The 18650-nt window shown below is 71.4% G+C and carries 22 protein-coding genes; 4 read left to right on the top strand and 18 right to left on the bottom strand.

What is annotated here, in order from left to right; genetic code table 11:
- Window positions 1–87: 87 nt before the first annotated feature.
- The 7 genes from DGO_RS04570 to DGO_RS04540 all read right to left on the bottom strand — a co-directional run bounded on the left by DGO_RS04570 (window position 88) and on the right by DGO_RS04540 (window position 5478).
- Window positions 88–504 (bottom strand): organic hydroperoxide resistance protein, encoded by a 417-nt coding sequence (locus DGO_RS04570; protein ID WP_043801075.1) that lies wholly within the window; start codon window positions 502–504, stop codon window positions 88–90.
- A 122-nt stretch (window positions 505–626) separates the two neighbouring features.
- On the bottom strand, window positions 627–2219 hold the full coding sequence (locus tag DGO_RS20990) for a flotillin family protein (protein WP_014684310.1): 1593 nt from the start codon (window positions 2217–2219) through the stop codon (window positions 627–629).
- A gap of 85 nt (window positions 2220–2304) precedes the next feature.
- Window positions 2305–2859, bottom strand: a complete 555-nt coding sequence (locus DGO_RS04560) for a hypothetical protein (RefSeq protein ID WP_014684309.1) — start codon at window positions 2857–2859, stop codon at window positions 2305–2307.
- A 159-nt stretch (window positions 2860–3018) separates the two neighbouring features.
- Window positions 3019–3663: a pyridoxamine 5'-phosphate oxidase gene (gene pdxH / locus DGO_RS04555; RefSeq protein ID WP_014684308.1), complete on the bottom strand. Its 645-nt coding sequence runs from the start codon at window positions 3661–3663 to the stop codon at window positions 3019–3021.
- A gap of 87 nt (window positions 3664–3750) precedes the next feature.
- Entirely contained in the window at window positions 3751–4206 is a 456-nt protein-coding gene (locus DGO_RS04550) for a GNAT family N-acetyltransferase (protein WP_043803196.1), read from the bottom strand.
- Window positions 4207–4263: 57 nt separating this feature from the next.
- Window positions 4264–5088: a DNA-formamidopyrimidine glycosylase gene (locus DGO_RS04545; protein WP_014684306.1), complete on the bottom strand. Its 825-nt coding sequence runs from the start codon at window positions 5086–5088 to the stop codon at window positions 4264–4266.
- Between the two features lie 63 nt (window positions 5089–5151).
- The gene (locus DGO_RS04540; protein ID WP_014684305.1) at window positions 5152–5478 is read right to left on the bottom strand and encodes a putative quinol monooxygenase; all 327 of its coding nucleotides are present in this window, start codon (window positions 5476–5478) and stop codon (window positions 5152–5154) included.
- A 46-nt stretch (window positions 5479–5524) separates the two neighbouring features.
- Between DGO_RS04540 and DGO_RS04535 the strand changes: the two genes are divergently transcribed.
- A complete protein-coding gene (locus tag DGO_RS04535; protein WP_014684304.1) occupies window positions 5525–6172 on the top strand; it encodes a pyroglutamyl-peptidase I in 648 nt (215 codons plus the stop codon).
- Here the strand turns inward: DGO_RS04535 and DGO_RS04530 are convergent.
- The 10 genes from DGO_RS04530 to DGO_RS04485 all read right to left on the bottom strand — a co-directional run bounded on the left by DGO_RS04530 (window position 6169) and on the right by DGO_RS04485 (window position 13592).
- Window positions 6169–6498, bottom strand: coding sequence for a hypothetical protein (locus DGO_RS04530; RefSeq protein WP_014684303.1), 330 nt, complete (start codon window positions 6496–6498; stop codon window positions 6169–6171). The genes DGO_RS04535 and DGO_RS04530 overlap by 4 nt on opposite strands.
- A gap of 9 nt (window positions 6499–6507) precedes the next feature.
- Window positions 6508–6906 (bottom strand): hypothetical protein, encoded by a 399-nt coding sequence (locus DGO_RS04525; protein WP_043801071.1) that lies wholly within the window; start codon window positions 6904–6906, stop codon window positions 6508–6510.
- Window positions 6903–7409 carry a hypothetical protein gene (locus DGO_RS04520; RefSeq protein ID WP_014684301.1) on the bottom strand — a complete coding sequence of 169 codons (507 nt, stop codon included), beginning with the start codon at window positions 7407–7409 and terminating at the stop codon, window positions 6903–6905. Before DGO_RS04520 ends, DGO_RS04525 begins: the two co-directional genes overlap by 4 nt.
- A gap of 108 nt (window positions 7410–7517) precedes the next feature.
- Complete coding sequence (gene rplT / locus DGO_RS04515; protein WP_014684300.1) at window positions 7518–7877, bottom strand: 50S ribosomal protein L20; 360 nt, start codon at window positions 7875–7877, stop codon at window positions 7518–7520.
- Window positions 7877–8074, bottom strand: coding sequence for a 50S ribosomal protein L35 (gene rpmI / locus DGO_RS04510; RefSeq protein WP_014684299.1), 198 nt, complete (start codon window positions 8072–8074; stop codon window positions 7877–7879). The genes rplT and rpmI overlap by 1 nt, the downstream gene beginning before the upstream one ends.
- Window positions 8075–8200: 126 nt before the next feature.
- A complete protein-coding gene (locus DGO_RS04505) occupies window positions 8201–9040 on the bottom strand; it encodes a GNAT family N-acetyltransferase (protein WP_050920682.1) in 840 nt (279 codons plus the stop codon).
- Window positions 9041–9250: 210 nt separating this feature from the next.
- Window positions 9251–11293, bottom strand: coding sequence for an alpha-amylase family protein (locus DGO_RS20985; RefSeq protein WP_014684297.1), 2043 nt, complete (start codon window positions 11291–11293; stop codon window positions 9251–9253).
- A gap of 67 nt (window positions 11294–11360) precedes the next feature.
- Window positions 11361–11756 (bottom strand): Fur family transcriptional regulator, encoded by a 396-nt coding sequence (locus DGO_RS04495; RefSeq protein WP_043801067.1) that lies wholly within the window; start codon window positions 11754–11756, stop codon window positions 11361–11363.
- 98 nt (window positions 11757–11854) lie between these two features.
- Window positions 11855–12595, bottom strand: a complete 741-nt coding sequence (locus DGO_RS04490) for a hypothetical protein (RefSeq protein WP_043801064.1) — start codon at window positions 12593–12595, stop codon at window positions 11855–11857.
- A complete protein-coding gene (locus tag DGO_RS04485; protein ID WP_014684294.1) occupies window positions 12588–13592 on the bottom strand; it encodes a phage holin family protein in 1005 nt (334 codons plus the stop codon). Before DGO_RS04485 ends, DGO_RS04490 begins: the two co-directional genes overlap by 8 nt.
- 84 nt (window positions 13593–13676) lie before the next feature.
- Between DGO_RS04485 and DGO_RS04480 the strand changes: the two genes are divergently transcribed.
- The 3 genes from DGO_RS04480 to crtI all read left to right on the top strand — a co-directional run bounded on the left by DGO_RS04480 (window position 13677) and on the right by crtI (window position 17236).
- The gene (locus DGO_RS04480; protein ID WP_050920681.1) at window positions 13677–14363 is read left to right on the top strand and encodes a class I SAM-dependent methyltransferase; all 687 of its coding nucleotides are present in this window, start codon (window positions 13677–13679) and stop codon (window positions 14361–14363) included.
- A gap of 307 nt (window positions 14364–14670) precedes the next feature.
- Window positions 14671–15492 carry a phytoene/squalene synthase family protein gene (locus DGO_RS04475; protein WP_014684292.1) on the top strand — a complete coding sequence of 274 codons (822 nt, stop codon included), beginning with the start codon at window positions 14671–14673 and terminating at the stop codon, window positions 15490–15492.
- Window positions 15493–15550: 58 nt separating this feature from the next.
- On the top strand, window positions 15551–17236 hold the full coding sequence (crtI, locus tag DGO_RS04470; protein WP_043801058.1) for a phytoene desaturase family protein: 1686 nt from the start codon (window positions 15551–15553) through the stop codon (window positions 17234–17236).
- Window positions 17237–17431: 195 nt separating this feature from the next.
- Here the strand turns inward: crtI and DGO_RS04465 are convergent, their stop codons facing one another.
- Window positions 17432–18583 carry a sensor histidine kinase gene (locus DGO_RS04465; RefSeq protein WP_043801056.1) on the bottom strand — a complete coding sequence of 384 codons (1152 nt, stop codon included), beginning with the start codon at window positions 18581–18583 and terminating at the stop codon, window positions 17432–17434.
- Window positions 18584–18650 lie beyond the last annotated feature (67 nt).

The following is an 18650-nucleotide window of genomic DNA, read 5'->3' as shown; positions in this document are numbered from 1 at the left end:
CCGGGCTCGTTCCGGTCGAGCGGACGCCAGAAAAACAGCAGGCAGGGCAGGCACACGGCCTCCCCTGCCCTCTTTCTGCCGGCGAATTTACGCGACGGTGAGGGTCGTCTCGACGTTGCCCTTGGTGGCGACGCTGTAGGGGCACACGTTATAGGTGGCGTCCATCAGGGCCTGGGCCTGCTCGCGCTCCAGACCCGGGAAGCTGCCCACGAGTTCCACGTTCAGCGCGAAGGCCAGCCCGGCACGCTCCAGGCCCACGCGGGCGGTCACGGTGCTGCCCTCGGGAATCTCGATCTTCTGGCGGCGGGCGACCACGGCCAGGGCACCCTGGAAGCAGGCGGCGTAGCCCAGCGCGAAGAGCTGCTCGGGGTTGGTCCCGGGGCCGTCGTCGCCCCCGATGGCGGCGGGCACGCTCAGGTCGAGGTCCATGCGGCCGTCGGTGCTGCGGGTCTTGCCGGCGCGGCCCCCGGTGGCCACGGCTTCTGCGGTGTAGAGGTTGCTCATGAGAGGCATCATGCACCCGCCGGAGGGAACAAACGTCCCGCTGTGCCAAAGGCTGTGCTTTATGCGGTAAAGCGGAAGGCCGCCCCTCCCACATGTCCGGGTGGGGCAGCCTGCATGGCGGGTCAGGCGGTGGGCTTGGGCTCGGACGGCGCGGCGCCGGCCATGCCGGAGGTGGGGGCCGTGCCCGCGCCGCGCAGCAGGCCCAGGAGGTTGACGCCGGTCGCGTTCTCGACCTGCTCGACCATCCCGACGATGTTGGCGGGCAGGGTCTGGACGGCGCTGCGGGTGGCCCGGCCGTCGCCCGAGTCGATGACGGTGAGCTTGTCGATCTGCATGCCCTGCACCGACGCCGCGAACTGCTCGACGATGCCGGGCAGCATGTTCAGCACGTAGGCGCGCTCGCCCTCGGGGCCGGCCTGCCGGAAGGCTTCGACCATCAGCGCGACCGCCTGGGCCTTGGCGCGCCCCTCCTCGATGATCGGCGCGGCGGCGGCCTGCGCGGCGAGCAGCTCGGCCTCGCGGCGGGCGCGGGCGGGGGCCACCACGTCGGCTTCCAGGCGCTTCTGGTTCAGGACCACGCGCTCCTGCTCCAGTTCCTGCTCGGCGACCACGCGCGCGCGCTCGGCATTCACCTTCGCTTCGTTCTCGCGGGCGGCAGCGATGGCCTCCAGCTCGGCGCGGCGGATGCGCAGCTCGTTCTCGCGCTCCAGAATGGCCTGCTGGGCGGTGGTCTGGGCGATGGTGGCACGCTGCTTGGCCTGCGCCTCGACCTCGGCGGCCTCGGCGTTCTGCTGCGCCTCGATGATGCGGGCCTGACGCTGCGCCTCGGCCCGGCGCTGGCGCAGCGTGGCTTCCAGGGCCGCCTGCTCCTGCTCGAAGTTCTGGGTGGCGCGCACCTTGGCGAGTTCGGACTCGACCGCCGCCTCGTTCTGGCGCGCGAGCTGCACCGCCCCGAGTTCGGTCTTGCGGACTTCGAGCTTGTTCTGCTCTTCCAGAATGGCCTGCTGCGCGATGGCCTGCGCGACCTGGCTGCGCTGGAGGGCCTGGGCCTCGGACTGCGTGGCCTCGGCGTTGCGCTCGGCCTCGGCGATGCGGGCCTCCTTCAGGACCTCGGCAGTCTGACGGCGGCCCAGCGATTCGAGGTAGCCCGCCACGTCCGACACGTTCTGGATCTTGAGGGTGTCGAGCTTGATGCCGAGGTTGTGCATGTCGTGCTCGGCCTCGTCGATGAGGGACTCGGCGAAGCGCAGGCGGTCCTGGTTGATCTCCTCGGGCGTCAGGGTGGCGATCACGCCGCGCAGGTTGCCCTCCAGCGTGTCGCGCACGATGTTGGTCACGGCCTCGCGCGGCACGTCCAGAAAGCGCTCGATGGCGTTGCCCAGTTGCGGGTCCTCGGCGTTGATCTTGACGTTGGCGACCGCGTGGATACGCAGCGGAATGCCCCCGCGCGAGAAGGCGTTCTCGACGGTCAGGTCCAGCGGAATGGTCGTGAGGTCCATCCACGACACCTTTTCCAGGATGGGAATGCGGAAGGCCCGCCCGCCCCGGATGACCCGGTAGCCGACCGTGTCGCCCTCGGCGGTCCGGCGGCTGCGCCCCGAGACGACGAGCACCTTGTTCGGCGGCACGACGATGAGAAAGTTCTGAATCAGGACAAGGACCAGAATGATCCCGAGCAGGATCAGTCCGGCCGTGACGAGGGTGGGGGTCAACATGGTCTTTCCTCCACAGATGAGTACGCGGTGAAAGACCGGGAAGTTCCGGGCCGCGTCCGCCGGGCGCGCTGCCCGGCCTCTCCCCCTACGCCCCGTCCCAGAATTTGACCTCCAGCACGCCGCGTTCCTCGGCGATCACGAGGACCGGGTCGCCGGGGCGCAGGTCGTCGGCGCTGCGGGCCGGGCGCTGCTCCAGTTGCCCGCCGACCGTCAGGGCCACCTTGCCCAGGCGCTCCGGATGACCCGGCCGCGCGGGGGCCGGGGGCACCACCACCTGTCCGGTGCGCCCCGCGAGCCGCCCGGCCTGCGCGCCCACCTCGCCGCGCGCGCGCACCACCCCGAAAGCGAAGGCGGTAAAGCCGCCCACCGCCAGTCCCGTGACCAGCGCCATGACCAGCCGCGCCGCGCCGCCCAGACCCATCAGGCCGCCGACCACCCCAGCCAGACCGAAGAAGGCCGCGAAGCTGACCAGAGAGCGCAGCGAGAACCACGCCGCCAGGGAGCCGCCCCCATGCCCGGCCCCGCCCCCGTGCTCGGCCTCCGGCGCGTGCCCGCCCAGGTCGGTGTCGTGGCCGCCGAGCAGCGACAGCGCCAGCAACCCGCCCCCCACGATCAGGCAGATGAGATAGATGTCCAGCATAGAAAGCCCCCTTACGCCCAGGAGTACGCTCTGGGAGCATGTAGGGTTGCACAGGGGGCTTGTGGAGCGTGGCCTCTGGATAAGTGCAGGGACAGGGCAAACAGGGCCTCCCGGCGCTCCGCAGGCGTCGGGATCGGACTTACGTCCTTACCACACCCCTCACGGCATCAGCCGCTCGATGCGCCAGCCCCCCTCCACCTGCGCGTACCGGAAGCGGTCGTGCATGCGGTTGTGGCGGCCCTGCCAGAACTCCCATTCCTGCACGGCGACCCGGTAGCCGCCCCAGAACTCCGGCCGGGGCACCTCGGTCCCCTCCGGAAAGCGCCCGTGCAGGGCGGCGAACTTGGCCTCCAGCTCGGCGCGGTCCCCGATGGGCGCGCTCTGCGGGTCGCTGGCGTGCGCGGCGAGCTGGCTCTCGCGCGGGCGCTTGTGGAAGTAGGTGGTGGCCTCGGCGTCCGGCACGCGCGTCACGCGGCCCGAGGCGCGCACCTGCCGCTCGTGCTCGGCCCAGAAGAACAGCAGCTCGGCCTGCGGGTTGGCGGCGAGGTCCCGGCCCTTGTGCGAGTCGAAGTTGCTGTAGAAGGTCAGGCCGTCCTCTCCCGCGCCGCGCAGCAGCACGGTGCGCACGCTGGGACGGCCCGAGGCGTCGGCGGTCGCCAGCGACAGGGCGTAGGGTTCGGTCAGGCCCGCGCCGATGGCTTCCTGCAACCAGCCCTGAAACTGCGCGAGGGGATCGGCGTTCAGGTCGGCGCGGCGCAACTGGGCCCGGTCGTACGACAGCCGCAGGGACGTGAGATCGGTCATGGGGCGAGGGTACACCGGCAGCCCGGGGCGGTGGGCCACGGTGCCGGGAGGGGCCGCCGTGGCCCCGAACGGCAGGGGTCGCCCCGGTCAGGCGCCGCCGGGCACCGTGAGCCGCATGTCGTGGCGGTCGAGCCCGGGGGCATAGAAATCCGGCCGGACGCCCACCGTCCCGAAGCCCAGGCGGGCGAAGAAGGGCGCGCTGTGCTGCGTGGTGTCCAGCACGACGGTGCGGACCTCCGGCGCGTGGGCGCGCAGCCAGTCCAGCCGCGCCTCCCACAGCGCGCGGCCATAGCCCTGGCGGTGGCGTGAGCGCTCGACCATGCCCCAGGTCAGCCCCGCTTCCTGACCGCCGGGCCGCACGTACAGGCCGCCGCAGGCCACGACCTGCCCCCCCTCCTCGATCACGAGGTAGGGATCGCTCAGGGCCGCCAGAAAGGCGGCGAAGTCCGGGCGCTCGGCCTGCGCGAAAAACCGGGGCGTGTTGCCGTCAAACAGGGCCAGACAGGACGCTTCGTCGTCAGGGTGGTAGGGGCGGACCTTCACGTCCCCATCCTGGCAGGGCCGGGGCGCGCCCGCCTCCGCCATTCGGCTCTTGCGGCTTCAGCGCACGACCTGACATTGCGGGCAAAAATGCGTGCCGCGCTGCCCCAGGACGATCTTGGCGATGGGGGTGCCGCAGCGCGCGCACGGCTGCCCGGCCCGGCCATAGGCCTGATGCCGGCCCTGAAAGCCGCCCTGCTCGCCGTCGTGCTGGCGGTAGTTGCCCTCGCCGTTGCCCAGCGAACTGCCGCCCGCCTCGACCGCCTGGGCCATCACCTCGCGCACGGCGCGGTACAGCCGCGAGGCCTCGTCCGCGTTCAGGGCGGTCTGGGCCGGGTGGATGCGGGCGTGCCACAGCGCCTCGTCGGCGTAGATGTTGCCCACACCGCTCACGGGCTTCTGCGACAGCAGCCAGGGCTTCACGGCCCCCGCCGTGGCCGCGCGCGCCACGAACTCGTCCTCCCGGAAGTCCTCCGACAGCGGCTCGGGCCCCATGCCCGAGAGGGTCGGCATGCCCGCGTACTCGCCGGGACGCACGACCACCATCTTGCCGAAGCGCCGGGGGTCGTCGAAATGCAGCGCGCCCGCGCCGGTCTCCAGCGTGACGCGGGTGTGCTTGCCCGGCTCCAGCCGGAAGCCTCCCGTCATCCCCAGATGCACGATGAGTTCGAGGTCGTGGGGCTCGCTCTCGGCCGCCCCCGGCGCGGCGAGCTGGAGCATCAGGTACTTGCCCCGGCGGGTCAGGCCCTTCACGCGCCGGCCCACCGCCGCCTGGGTGCCCTGGTAGCGGTGCGACGGCTCGTGCCGGACGGCGGTGATGATCTGGCCGCGCAGCAGCGGCTCGATCTTGCGGCGGGTGGTTTCGACTTCCGGCAGTTCCGGCATGGGGGTCAGGATAGGCCGCCGGCCCCGGGCCGTCTGGAAGCCCCGCCGCAGAAAGTCGGGCGCTCAGCCCTGGGGGGCCACGTTCACGTCGGCCAGGCGCGTGACCTGCGGCGGCGCGACCAGCCAGGGACCGACCTGGGCGCGGAAGGCGGCGTAGTGCTCGCTCGCGCCGTGGGCCGTGACGGCCTCCGCGTCCTGGTAGCGCTCCTGGATGTGGAACCGGGGACCGTCCGCGTGGTCTTCACGCAGGATGTCGTAGCGCAGGCAGCCGGGTTCCTGACGGCTGGCGAGGGCCATCCGCCCGAGCAGGGCTTCGACGTCCGCGACGTGGGTGGCCTGGGGCGTGAGGATGGCGAGGACGTTCACGGCGGTCTGGGACGCGGCAGTCATGCCCCCAGTGTGCCGCACCCGCGCCCGCCGCGTATCCTGCCCGCACATGCCCACACTGCTGCTCACCGGTTTCGAGCCGTTCCACACGCATCCCGACAACCCCAGCGCCCGCGCGGCCCAGGCCCTGGACGGTCTGGAGCTGCCCGGCGGCTGGCAGGTCCACTCGGCGCTGTTGCCGGTCGAGCCGCACGCGGCGGCCGAGGTCCTGCTGCCCCTGCTCGACCGCCTGCGTCCGGACGCCGCGCTGCTCACCGGCCTCGCGGCGGGACGGCCCCAGGTCACGCTGGAGCGGGTGGCGGTGAACGTCATGGACTTCGATATTCCCGACAACGCGGGGCGCACCTACCGCGACGCGCCTGCCCACACGCACGCCCAGGCCCCGGCCGCCATGCTCAGCACGCTGCCGCTGCGGGCCATCCTGGCGGCGTGGCAGGCGGAGCAGGTTCCCGGCCACATCAGCAACACGGCGGGCCTGTATGTCTGCAACTTCGTGATGTACCGCGCGCTGCACCACCTGCAGGAGACGGGCCGCGCGGGGGTGCGCTGCGGGTTCCTGCACGTTCCGGCGAACGCGGCGGTGGCCCTGGCCGTGCCCGGAAACCGCCCCCCCCTGCCCTACCTGCCCCAGGAGGAGATCACGCGGGCGGTGCGTCTGGCCGCCGAAACGCTGGCGCGGCACCCGGACCCGGCCTAGGGAAAGGGCGCCCGGCCCGGCTGCCAGCCCCCCACCGGGCCGCCTGACCAGTGCCACTCCCGGCCTGCGGCGATCTCACCGGGCGGCCGGGCCAGCAGCGCCGCCCGGACCGCCTCCAGCGGCACACGGCGGGCAAAACGGGTGCGGGCGTGCCACGCGGCGAGCGCCCCGTCGGCCGCCGCGCCCTCCCGCTGTCCGGGCGACAGACCGCGCAGCGCCGCCCAGGCGCGGTTGACCGCGAGGTCGAACAGGGCGGCGGGCACGGCCGCGCCGGGGGTCTGACCCGCCTGACCGGGTTCAGTCAGGAAGGGACGTTCATCGGGCACGGGCCGGACCTACGCGCTGCGGGAGCGGTCGGCCAGCGCGGCGATCTGGCCCGCGTGCCAGGCGGTATGGCGGGCATTCAGGCGCAGCAGCTCGGCCACACCGAACTCTGCTCCGGCGTGGACCACGCGGCGGGTCAGGGCGTCGTCGCTCAGGGCGCGCGCGGCCCCGATCTCCCAGGCCATCAGGCGGGTCAGGCCATAGTCGTCGGGCGGGGGGGGCGCGCCCGTCGCCGCCGCGATGAGGCTCCAGTACTCGCGCTTGGTCACGGCGAGGTGCGTGGTTAGCCAGCCGATCCGGGGGTGGGGCTGACCCTCCACGCCGCTCAGGGCCGCCCGCACGCTCTCCCAGGGCGCGTGGTCGGCCTCGTCGAGCAGGGCGGCGAGCTGGTCGGCCGAGAAAGGCGTCATGCGAGCCGGAAGGCCTCGCCCTCACGCCGCAGCTGGCCGCGCTCCAGCATCCGGTCGGTGGTGGCCTGGGCCTGCGGGGCACTCAGGGGGCTGCGCTCGCTCAGGTCGGTGAGGGTGAAGCGCCCACCCATGCGGTGGGCCAGGCGCAGCACCATGCGCTCGTGGATGTCGGGGCGGCCCTCCTGCTGCACCTGTGCGCTGCGGCGCTCGAAAAACCACCACATGAACACGGCCACCCCCAGCCCGATCAAGAGTTCGAGCGGCACGAGCCGGGTGGCCAGATCGGGAGCCACGAAGCGCTCGGCCAGTGCCAGCACGTTGGCCCGCGCCGCCTCGACCTCGGCCGCGCCCGCCCCCGACTCGGCCAGCCGCCGCGCCGCCGAGCGCGCGCGCAGCACGGTCATGACCCCGCCGAGGTCGCCGCGCACGTAGATGACCGAGAAAGAAAGCAGCGCCGCCGCCAGTCCCGCCACCGCCGAGAGAATCACCCTTGCCACGTTCACGCCCCGTATGGTACGCCCGCGCGCCCGGGAGGGCTGTGCGCGGAGAACAAAAGAAGGGCGCGCCGCCCCCCGGAGCCGGGAAGGCGGCGCGCCCGCACCAGAAGGGCTTCAGCCCTGCTTGCTGCCCTGAGCGGCGTCCACGAGCGCCTTGAAGGCTTCGGGTTCACGCGCGGCGAGGTCGGCCAGCACCTTGCGGTTGAGGTCCACACCGGCGCGCTTGAGGCCGCCCATGAAGGTCGAGTAGTTCATGCCGTGCAGGCGTGCGCCCGCGTTGATGCGCTGAATCCACAGGCGGCGGAAGTCACGCTTCTTGTTGCGGCGGTCGCGGTACTCGTAGGTCGCGGCGTTCAGCAGCGTCTGGAAGGCGTTGCGGTACTGCTTGGAGCGGCTGCCCCAGAAGCCCTTGGCGCGCTTCAGGACCTTCTTGTGACGGCGGCGGCGAACGATGCCGGTCTTGGCGCGAGGCATTATTTACCCCCCAGCATCAGCTTCATGCGCTTCCACTCGGGCTTGGCGAGGACGAAGCCCTTGCCCTTGCCGCGAATCTCGTCGCCACTCTTGCCGGTGTTCTGGTGGCGCTTGCCACTCTTGAACGCCATGACCTTGCCGGTCGCCGTGATCTTCACGCGCCGCTTGGCCGCCTTCAGTGTCTTCATCTTGGGCATGTCGCCCTCCTTGCTGGTCCGGTCGCTGGCCCTGTTCAGGCCGCTTCCGTCCGGGGGTCGGGGCCGCCGCGCGCCTGACGGCGTCTGCGGCTGTTGGTCGCCCTGCCCCACTTGACCAAGAGAGAACTATACGCGCTCCGGGGCCTGCGGGGCAAGGGGAAGATAGACCTCCTGCACCGCCGTCTCGCGGGCGCCGTGCCGGGCCAGGACGCGGCGCATGGCGAGGTCGCCCGCGTCGGTCGCGCCGACATGCCGCGCGAAGCCGCGCGCCGCGGCCCACCCCAGCAGATGCGCGTGCAGCCGGGTGCCGTGGCCCTGCCCGCGCCGGCCCGGCCGCACCCCGATCAGGTCGAGGGTCGCCGCGTCCGGCCGCCCGGACGCCTGGACGGTGCCCAGCGCCAGCGGCTCCCCGGCGGGGCCGAACAGGCCTATGAGCACCTCGTCCTTGTCCGGCCGCCAGTCGGCGCGGCCCAGTTCGGCCAGCAGGGCGCGCACGGCGGGGGAATCCGTGCCGACCTCCCGCGCGCCCGGTTCGGGGGCGAACGTGTGGGCCCGCAGGTCGGTCTCGTACAGCACGTGCGTTTCGGTATGCGCCCACCCGGCTTCCCGGGCCGGCTCGGCACCGAGTGGAGCGAGCGTGCTGTCGAGGATCAGGGGCCGGTCGGGCGAGACCTGAGCACGGGCCGCGCGCAACAGCGCCGTGACTGCGGAGGCGGAGGCGTCCGGCCGCAGCCGGGGAAAGAGGGGCACGGCCGGGTTGCCCGCCAGCAGCAGGCTCCCCTCGACCCCACGCGGGCCGCGCAGGATCAGGGTCTGGGCGAAGTGGACGTGCCCGGCCGCGATCCGGCCCCGCAGGGCCTCCAGCCGCCGGGCGGCGTCCTCGCGGTCGGGGTGCAGGGCATACAGGTCGGCCAGGGTCTCGGGGGTGGCGGGGGTGACTTCAAGATGTTCGGCGAAGGTGTTCAAGACGGGTGACCTCGTGGCGGCAGGTCACCGGCAGCGCGGCTAGATCCTCTGGAGACCGCTTCCGGTGACCCGGAGACGAACGGTGGACGCGGTACGGAAGAAGCGGTGCGGCATGAGAAACCCCCTGTGGCCCTGCGCGAGATCCCCCGAGGATAGGACACGGGGCCAGGCCCCGACACCCGCCGGATGGCCTAGCCCCGTCGGCCCCCGTCATTCTTCCCGGCTCACCAGCCACAGCGCGCGGTAGGCCCCCAGCGTCACGGAGGGGCGGCCCAGGTCGAAGGTGCCGTCGCCGAGCTGGTCGGTGGCCGCCGCGCCCAGGTGCCCGCGCAGCACGTAGGCGGGCAGGGTCACGCGCTCCTCGCTGAAGTTGTAGACCTGGAGCATCACGCCGAGCGGATGGTCGCGGCGCAGCATCAGGAGGCGGGGATCGGGGCTGGGCACCGGGCGGCTCTCGATGCTGGCGTGCAGGTGCGGCGTGGCGGCGCGCGCGCGGATCAGGGCGCGCAGGCCGGCGTTCACGCGCCCGGCGGGGGTCCCGGGCTGCGCCTGGGCCGCTGCCGCCCGCGCCCAGTCCATACGCGGGCGGTGCACCCAGCGGTTGTCGGGGGCGTGCTCGGGTACGTCGGCGAAGGCGTAGTCGTTGAGCAGCGCCAGTTCGTCGCCCATGTACAGCAGCGGCACCCCGCCGAAACCCAGCGTGACGGCGTGCAGCAGCAGCAGCCGGCGCACCGCCAGTTCGGTCAGGGCCTCGTCGCCCAGGTCCTGGGCCTGTTCCAGCCCCGCGAGGCTGGCCGCCGTGCCGCTGATGCGCCGGTCGCCGGTCGCCGGGTTGTACTGGAAGACCAGCCCGCGCGCGAAGGTCCCCGGGAACATGCCGCTGTAGAAATCCGACAGGAAATGCCGGTGCCCCGGCCCCGAGAGCCCGGCGCGCGCGGCGTCGGCGTCGCTGATGGCCCAGCCGATATCGTCGTGGCAGCGCACGTACATGCCCCAGGTGGTGTTGGTGGGCTTGGGCGCGAAGGCCAGCAGCGCCTCCTGCATGAGGCGGGTGTCGCGCGAGGCGAGGCTGCTCCAGAGCTGCACCATCAGGCTGTTGTGGTAGGCCATGTCGCTGACCTTGCCGTGGTGGTCGCGCGTGCCCAGGTAGTGGATCAGGTCGTGCGGGGCCACGATGGCCTCGGCCTTGAAGGCTACCGCCGGGGCCACGACGCGCGCCGCCGCCCGCAGCGCCCGCGTGAGCTCGTGGACCTCGGGCTGGTTCTGGCAGTCGGTGCCCAGCCGTTTCCAGATGAAGGCGATGGCGTCGAGCCGGAACACCTCGACCCCCCGGTTGGCGAGGTACAGGATGATGTCCAGAAATTCCACGAACACGTCGGGGTTGGCCCAGTTCAGGTCCCACTGGTAGGTGTTGAAGGTGGTCCAGACCCAGCCGCCCGCGCCGTCGGTCTGGCGGGCGACGGACAGGGCCGCCTCGGCGGGCGCGGCGGCCTTCTTGCGGCTGCCCTTCTTCGGCTTGGGGGCCTCGGCGGGCGCGGGCGCGTCCAGCAGGCGGCCCAGCGCGGGGTCGAAGGTGAAGTTGCCCGGCGCGAAATCGGGGAACACCTCGGGCAGCGTGCGCTCATAGGCGCCCGGCAGCGTGCGGTCGGGGAAGATATGGAAGTAGTCGCGGTACTTTTCCTCGCCCGCGCGGGCGCGCGCCGCCCAGTCGTGTTCGGAGGCGACGTGGTTGAGCACGAGATCGAGCACGAGGCTGATGCCCCGGCCCCGCAGCCCCTGCGCCAGCGCCGAGAGATCGTCCATGCTGCCCAGGTCGGGACGCACGGCGCGGTAGTCGGCCACCGCGTAACCGCCGTCGTTCTCGCCCTCGCGGGGCTTGAGCAGCGGCATGAGGTGGAAGTAGCGCACACCCAGGTCCGACAGGTAGTCCAGATGCTCGCCCACCCCACGCAGCGTGCCCGCGAATCGGTCGGCGTAGGCGACGTAGCCCACCATGTCGGGCGACTGGAGCCAGTCGGGGCGCAGCAGCCGCGCCTCGTCCAGCCGTTTCAGGTCGGCGGGGCGGGCGTGGAAGGCATGCAGCATGATCTCCAGCAGCCGCTCGACCAGGGCCGGGGTCCGGTCCCCATACACGGCGCGCAGGCTGCGCTCCAGGTCGTCGCCGTAGCGGTCCAGGCGCAGCAAAAAGGTATCGGCGTCGCGGTCGTCGTCGAAGGCGGTCCGCAGCCGGGCCGAGAGGTCTGGGTTGAGCATCGCCTCTCAGCATAAGGCCCCATCTGGGAGCGGTTCCAGGGGGGCGGGCAGACGTGATGCGCGGGGCTCAGGCCTGGGGCGCGGCGCACTGCGGGCAACGGCCGTAGAGCGTGACCTCGTGCGCCTCGACGATGAAGCCGCCGGGGTACACCGTGCCGCGCGGCAGGGCGACCGGGCAGGTATGCAGCGTAAACACCTTGCCGCACGACGTGCAGGAAAAATGGTGGTGGTGGCCCCGGCCCGACGCCTCGTACAGCGTCTCGCCGTCCAGGGTCACGGGATGGATGCGGCCCTGATCGGTGAGCAGCTTGAGGGTCCGGTACACCGTGGCGATCCCCAGGCCGGGCAGATCGCTCTGAGCGCGCTCCAGCACCTCCGCGACACCCAGCGGCCCCTCGGCCGTGTCCAGCACACGGGAAATCACGTCTCGCTGGCGGGTGCTGCGCTGGGCGGTGGCGGTCATGGGGGCAGGGTAGCAGAACTTGAGAGACACGAATCAAGAGCGGCCCACCCTTGTCGGATGAGCCGCCTGCACCCTGCCGGCCCTCTCGGGCCTTGGCCTCAGTGGGCGTTGGGGTTGGCTTTCTCCTCGGCCGAGAGGGGCGTGCCCTGGGCCTTGGCCTCCACATGGCTGGCCGGCATGGGCACGATGCCGGGATGGGCCTGCGGGCGGGGCGGGGCGCTGCCCTCGGCCGACGCCTGCGCGTCCGCGCTCTCGGGGGCGGTCGGCTGCTGCGCACTGCCCGTCGCAGGCTTTTTCAGGAAGGCGGCGGTGCCGATGGCCGATTCCGGGCGGGTCGCCGGGGTGTCGCTGCGGGCCGCCGGGGCCGGACGCACCGGCATGGCCAGACGCCCGGCCGTGGACCCGCCCGTCCCACCGGACCGCGCCCCGGACTCGGGGGCCTGCCCGGCCTTTTCCAGCATGCCGCTGGCGAGCTGCTCGAGCTTGGGCGACAGCACGCGGTCGGTGAGGGTCTTGACCGCCAGGGTCGCCAGGGTCGCGGCGAGCGCGCCGCCGACGCTCTGGCCCTGCTGCTTCTTCTGCGCCCGGACCAGTTCCTTCTGGTGCTTGAGGGGGCTCTCCGCGTCCACGTAGATCTTCTTGCTGCGCCGGAACTGCCGCCCCACGACCATGCCCACCAGGGCCCCGACCGCCGAGGCCCCGCCCAGCATCTTCAGGGGCTCCTTCTGCATCTGCACCTGCAGGTTGGCGCGCTCGGCCAGGGCGTCAATGCTCTGCTTGAGGCGCTCGCGGGCCTCTTCCTGCTCGGTGCGGTATTCGTGGTCCCGGTACTCAGTCACGGCGGTCCTCCTTGCCCAGTCTCACGGAATCCAGGCGCACGGCCGGGGCGTCGTCCGGACCGCCCGCCGCCTCACGCATGTCTTCCCGGTAGGTGGGGGTGGTGCTCACGGGAATGCCCGGAGCGTCTTTCAGGACGACCGGCTCCTGAAGGTTGGGGTCGTGCTTCTTGTGACCGTGGCCACCATGCGCGGGGGCCGGGCCCGAGGGCAGGGTGCTGCCTTCGAGCTTGTCGTTGATGCCCGTGCTGTACATCTGGGGCTTGCCGTCCTCGTCGGTTTCGTAGACCGGTACGGTCACGGTACCGCCCTCGACGCGCACGGTCGCGGCGCCGTCCTCGGCGTTCAGTACGCGGCTCTCGCCCGCCGCGTAGTTGATGGCGTCGCGGGGAATCTCGGGGTTGGGCCGCACGCCGCCCGTGGACTGGTCGGTGTACTGGCTGCTGGGGTCACGCCCCGAGGTGCCCGTGGTCGAGATGCGGCCGGGGACGCCGACCGGCTCGGGTTCACGGCCCTTGCCCAGACCCACGGCGGGGATCGGCGTGCCCGCCGCGCCCTTCTCGTGGCCTTTCTTCTCCTGCTCGGCCCGCGCCTTCTCGGCGCGCTTCTCGGCCTGGTACTGGGCTTCGAGCCGCTCGTCCTCGGTCATGGGACCCTCCTTGCGCTTGGGCTGGCCCAGGTCGGCGTCGGCCGAGAGCTTGTTCAGGCCCATGACGATCAATGCCCCCGTCAGGGCGAAGCTGAACAGCGCGATCAGCAGCGCGGCGGCCCAGGCCCCGAGGCCCAGGCGCATCAGGCCGTAGAACACGAACAGGATCAGGAACACGAGGCCCAGCAGCAGCGGCCCCACCGCCCCCAGCATGAGAACCACGCCCAGGCCCTTGGCCTTGATGACGGCGGTGAGCTTCTTGATGAGTCCACTCAGCTCTGACTTGACCAGCACCAGGGCCGCGTCGAACACGTCGATGAGTGCGCCGCCCATACTCTTTTTCTCTTCCATTTCCGTCCTCCTGGCCCAGCGCCCTCTCGCGCCGGCCAGCCTCCCTCTGGGCAGGCCAATCTCCAGAACAGCATAATGAACACAATGCGACCGGAGCGGCACCCCAAAGATTCCCTCAATCATTCTCATGCCGCTCCGGCCCTGTCGCGGGCACAGCTAAGCAATCTCGCGCCCCTCACCGCGCGCGGATACATGCTGTGGCGCGCGCAGTCGCTGACGCTGCTCAGCGGCCAGCCCTTCGGCCTGGAGCGCGAGCGGGCGCTGTTCCTGGGCCAGTGCCGCCCACAGGCCGCAGAGCGCTGGCTGGACGCGGGCACGAGCGCCGGATTCTACGCGGGCGTGCTGGCCGCCCAGGGCTGCGCGGTACTGGCGGCCGACCTGAGCCCCGCAATGCTGCGCGAGGGCCAGCGCCGCGAAACGTCGCCATTGATTGACTGGGCGCTGCTCAACCTCGAAAGCAGCGGCCTGCCCGACGCCAGTTTCGACGGCGTGACGGTCGGGGCCACCCTGAACGAGACGAACGACCCGGCCCGGTTCCTGGGTGAGCTGGCCCGCGTGCTGCGCCCCGGCGGTCAGCTGTGGCTGATGTACGTGGCGCGCACCGGCGGTCCCGGCCAGACGGCGCTGAGCACGCTCGGTGGGCTGAACTTCTTCGACCCGGCGTGGACCGGCCTCCAGCTGCCGCAGCTGCGGCGGCGCATGGCCTTTCGCAGCGGCAACGTGCAGTTTGAACATTTTCTTAAGGAAGCGGGTCCGGACACCGATCTGTAACAAAGCGTGAGATTCACGCGCCATTTCTGGCTTTACACTCGGCCATATGGATCGCCCCCGCCGCACGTCCCCCCCGGCCCTGACCCGGACCGGTCGGGCGTGACCCCGGAGCCAGGGGCGGCCCCCCACCCCCGTCTCCAGGGCCTCTCCCCTTCCTTTGCCGCCCGCGTCCGGATTTCCCCGCCAGAGTTGCCCGGCCCCCTGCGGGCCTGGACCAGAGGACCTGCCCGTGACTGACTGCGCCCCGCCTGCACCCTCTTCCACCGTCGACCCGGGGCTGAACCGGGCCCTGCGGCATTGCCAGGCCGTGACCCGGGAGCACAGCAAGACCTTTTACCTCGGCTCGCGCTGTTTTCCGGGCCGGCAGCGCGCCGCCGTGTGGGCCGTGTACGCCGCCTGCCGTGAGGGTGACGACATCGCCGACGGCGGCGGTCCCGACGTGGACGCCCGCCTGGGCGACTGGTGGTCGCGTGTGCAGGGGGCCTTCGCCGGCCGGCCCGGCGAGCACCCGACCGACCGGGCGCTGGCCTGGGCGGCGCGCGAGTACCCCATTCCCCTGGGGGCCTTCGCCGAACTGCACGAGGGTCTGCGGATGGACCTGCGCGGCCACAACTACGCCAGCATGGACGACCTCACGCTGTACTGCCGGCGGGTGGCGGGCGTGGTGGGCTTCATGATCGCGCCCATCAGCGGCTACGAGGGCGGCGAGGCCACGCTGGACAAGGCGCTGCGGCTGGGTCAGGCCATGCAGCTCACGAACATCCTGCGCGACGTGGGCGAGGACCTGTCGCTGGGCCGGGTCTACCTGCCCGCCGAGGTCCTAGACCGCTACGGCCTGTGCCGCGCCGACCTGGAACGTGGGGTGGTCACGCCCGAATACTGCGCCATGTTGCGCGACCTGACCGCCCAGGCCCGGGCCTGGTACGCCGAAGGCCGCGCGGGCATCCCGCTGCTGCGGGGCCGCGCCCGGCTGGCCGTCGCCACCGCCGCCCGCGCCTACGAGGGCATCCTCGACGACCTGGAGGCGGCCGGATACGACAACTTCAACCGCCGGGCCTACGTCAGTGGGCGGCGCAAACTGATGATGCTGCCCCAGGCCTGGTGGGAACTGCGCAGTTTCTCCGCCTGAACCGATTCGTCTTTCCCCCATGCCGCCGCCGGGTTTCGGCGGGAGGTCTACCCCTACCATGACTGTTTCCTCTGCCTCTCCCCGGCCCGCGGGCCCCCCACAGCGCAAGAGCGCCCTGATCGTCGGTGCCGGCATCGGCGGCCTGAGCCTGGGCATCCGGCTCCAGAGCCTGGGCTTCGACACGACCATCCTGGAACGGCTGGACGGCCCCGGCGGCCGCGCCTACCAGAAACGCACCGAGGACGGCTACGTGTTCGACATGGGGCCGACCGTCATCACGGTGCCGCACTTCATCGAGGAACTGTTCTCGCTGGAACGGGACCACGCCGCGCTGAACACTCCCGACTACCCGCCCCATACCCTGAGCGGCGAGCGGGTCAAGGCGGGCGACAGCGGCGGCCCCCGTACCCGCGAGTACGTGAACCTCGTGCCCATCCTGCCCTTCTACCGGATCGTGTTCGACGACGCCACCTTCTTCGACTACGACGGCGACCCGGTGAGCACCCGCGAGCAGATCGCCCGGCTGGCCCCGGAGGACCTGGAGGGCTACGAGAGATTCCACCGCGACGCGCAGGCCATCTTCGAGCGCGGCTTTCTGGAACTGGGCTACACGCACTTCGGCGACCTGCCCACCATGCTGCGGGTCGTGCCCGACCTGATGAAGCTCGACGCGGTGCGCACCCTGTTCTCGTTCACGTCCCGGTATTTCAGTTCGGACAAGATGCGGCAGGTCTTTTCCTTCGAGACGCTGCTCATCGGCGGCAACCCGCTGAGCGTGCCGGCCATCTACGCCATGATCCACTTTGTCGAGAAGACCTGGGGCGTGCACTACGCGATGGGCGGCACGGGCGCGCTCGTGCAGGGCTTCGTGCGCAAGTTCCGCGAGCTGGGCGGCACGGTGCGCTACGGCACGGGTGTCGAGGAGATTCTGGTCGAGTCGGGCCGGGGCGGGCCGGTGCGCGCGCCGGTCGGTCCCCGCGTCGCGCGCGGCGTGCGGCTGGAAAGCGGCGAGGAACTGCGCGCCGACATCGTGGTGAGCAACGGCGACTGGGCCAACACCTACCTCAAGCGCGTGCCCGCCGCCGCCCGGCTGGTCAACAACGACCTGCGGATCAAGGCCGCGCCGCAGAGCATGGGCCTGCTGGTGATCTACTTCGGCTTCCGCGACGACGGCCAGCCGCTGAACCTGCGCCACCACAACATCCTGCTGGGGCCGCGCTACGAAGCGCTGCTGCGCGAGATCTTCGGCAAGAAGGTGCTGGGGCAGGATTTCAGCCAGTACCTGCACGTCCCCACCCTCACCGATCCGGCGCTGGCCCCGGCCGGGCACCACGCGGCATACACGCTCGTGCCGGTGCCCCACAACGGCAGCGGTATCGACTGGTCGGTCGAGGGACCCCGGCTCACGGAGCGCGTGCTGGACTACCTGGAGGAACGCGGGTTCATTCCGGACCTGCGTGCCCGCCTGACCCACTTCGAGTACGTGACCCCCGACTACTTCGAAGGCACGCTCGACAGCTACCTGGGCAATGCGTTCGGCCCCGAGCCGGTGCTGGCTCAGAGCGCTTTTTTCCGGCCTCACAACCGCAGCGAGGACGTACGCGGCCTGTACCTCGTCGGCGCGGGCGCGCAGCCGGGCGCAGGAACCCCCAGCGTGATGATGTCGGCCAAGATGACGGCCCGACTCATCGCCGAGGATTTCGGCATCCACCCCGACCTGCTGGGCGCGGCGGCCGACGACTGAGGGCAGAGTGCAGAGGGATCGAGGAGCGCCTCTGGTCCCTCTGCATTGAGCGGAAAAGACAGCGGCCGGAGATGGAGAAGACAGCGGCCGGAGATGGAGAAGTTAGCCACACCCCCCTTCTCCTCTGGCCGCTGTGAACGGACGACTTGGTCGGGGACCGGAGCCGGACATTCTACCCCTGCCCCCGCACTTGTTTCAGTTCAGCAGCTCGACGAAATCGTCGTCCTCGCTGTCCTGCGCGAAGGGCAGGGTGAAGAAGAAGCGTGAGCCCTGCCCGCGCACCGACTCGACGCCGATCTGGCCGCCGTGCGCTTCGACGGCCATCTTGCAGAAGGCCAGGCCCATGCCGGTGTCGAAGCGGCCGTGCAGGGTCAGTCGGCTCTGCTCGAAGGCGGCGAAGAGGTTGGGCAGGTCGTCCTCGGGGATGCCCTCGCCGTCGTCGCGCACGCTGACCAGAAGATGCGGGCCGTCGCTGCTCACGTCGATGGCGATGAGGCCGCCCATGCTGGTGTGCTTCAGGGCGTTGCTGATGAGGTTCGCCATGACCCGGCGCAGGATCTCGGCGTCGGCACTGACCGGGCTGATGCCCTGCTCGACCTGAACCTGGAGATTGCGTTCGCGCAGGCCGCTGCCCACGTCGCCGCGCGCGAGGTCCATCACCTCGCTGAACATCGGACTGAACATCAGTTCGCGGCGCAGGTTCATCTTGCCCGCCTGGATCTTGCGGACGTCGAGCATGTTCACGGTGAGGTGCAGCAGGTGCTGGGCCTCGTCGCGCGCCACCCGCAGCAGCTCGCGCGAGTCGGGAGGCAGGCGGGTATCGTCCTCGACGACCTCCAGCAGCCCCATGACGGCGGCGATGGGGTTCTTGAGGTCGTGGACCAGCATGTGCACGAGCTGGTCGCGCACCCGCTCCTCGTGCTCCCAGGCGTCCATGCGGCGTTGCAGCGTCGCCACGCGCTCCAGGGCGTCGGTATGCTGCTGCGCGCGCACCTGCATGTTGCGCACCTGCAACGCCAGCGCCTCGGGCGAGGTCGCGTCGCTCGCCAGTCCGTCGGCCCCGGCGGCCAGCAGTTCGCCCAGGCCCTGCGTGCCCACCGCGAGCCACTGCGTCGCGGCGAGTTCGGCGCGGCGGCGCAGGATCGGCAACACCTGCGCCAGCGGCGTGCCCGGCGTGTCGGTGTACAGCAGCACGACCTGGGGCGCGCGCAGGTTGGCCTCGCGCAGCAGGGTGTCGCTGTCGGGCAGGTACTGCACTTCCGAGCCGCGCAGGGCCGCCGCCAGCGCCGGCGCATGGCTGCGCTGCGCTGAAACGACCAGCACGAGAGGAAGTGGGGAAACCGTCATGTCTCAGAGAAAGTTTACCCCGGCTTCATCTGCCGAATGTCATTTTCTTCCATAAAAGCCAAGGAAT

The sequence above is a fragment of the Deinococcus gobiensis I-0 genome (assembly GCF_000252445.1).
GTDB lineage: Bacteria > Deinococcota > Deinococci > Deinococcales > Deinococcaceae > Deinococcus > Deinococcus gobiensis.
Note: the sequence above shows the minus strand (reverse complement) of the source record. Positions and strands in the feature narration are given on the sequence as shown.